The 1007-nt window shown below is 50.7% G+C and carries 1 protein-coding gene and 1 pseudogene; one reads left to right on the top strand and one right to left on the bottom strand.

All coding sequences use genetic code 11. The features are described 5' to 3' along the window. Positions 1–837 (top strand): hypothetical protein (locus tag KDK13_RS19005; protein ID WP_306671077.1); only part of this gene is annotated, 837 nt, incomplete at its 5' end. Between the two features lie 45 nt (positions 838–882). On the opposite strand, the pseudogene KDK13_RS19205 reads toward KDK13_RS19005, so the two are convergent. After that, a pseudogene (locus KDK13_RS19205) lies at positions 883–987 on the bottom strand (hypothetical protein); the annotation flags it as partial. Positions 988–1007: the final 20 nt, after the last annotated feature.

Genomic DNA, 1007 nt, shown 5'->3' with positions numbered 1-1007 from the left:
CCCTGCGTCTGGCGGGGGGGTAATATTACCAATACCAGCGGTTTTCCAGCCATCTTGACACTGCCTTCCATATCATCCCCCGACTCTCTGGCGGCGCAAAGCAATATCCGTATTGATAGTGTTGACCCTGTTATTGGGCTGACCAGTGGCGAAATCCATGCTCATGGCTCCAGTGCCCTGGTGATCACCGGTACCGGTTTTGACAGCCTGCTTTCTCCGGGGGAAGGTCGAACAACCGACCTGGTGAGTCGTCTGGACTGGAGTAAACTTGAATGGCAGGTTGTGGATAACTCTGGTAGCAATACCAATATAGGCTTTAGCGCTGCCGATATTCACTCTGTTGTTTCCATGTCTGACGATAAGCTCTATATCCACCTGCAGGACAGCAAAATGGACGCTATCAAAAATACCGCAGGTTATGGCGATGCCGAAGGTAGCGATATCATCCGGATCACCAGCGATGGTTTTTTTGCTGATGCTGCGGGCAATACCACTACAGATCAAAATTCCGGGATAGCGTTAACTGAAACAGAGGCATCTTCAAATATCGGAAAAACCCACACCGGCACAGCCAGCAGTGACACACTGATTGGCGGTACTGGTGATGATATTCTGATTGGTGGTGCTGGTAACGATATACTGATTGGTGGTGCTGGTGCCAGAACTGTAGGTGGCAGAACCGCCGCTGTCCAGATCCAGTGTGGGAGTACCGGCGACATTGACAGGACTGGAGAATTCCACTTTCACTGTGATGTTATCGCCGTACGAATACAAACCATCAGCATCATCAAAGTAGATGCGGGTGACTTCACTGACGTCATTCACCTTTATGGTTAACTGCTGGTCAGAGTAGACACCGTGGTCATCGGTTGCCCTTGCAATAATGGTATGCTGGGTGTCCGTTTCATAATCCAGCCTGGAACCGTCCAGTACCGTGATGACCCCGGTACTGCTATCGATAGCAAAGCGGCCATCGGCATCATCCACCAAGCTGTAGGTGATGGCAT

The organism is Endozoicomonas sp. SESOKO1 (assembly GCF_024606265.1).
Taxonomy (GTDB): Bacteria; Pseudomonadota; Gammaproteobacteria; order Pseudomonadales; family Endozoicomonadaceae; genus Endozoicomonas.
This window is presented reverse-complemented; position numbering and strand designations above follow the sequence as displayed.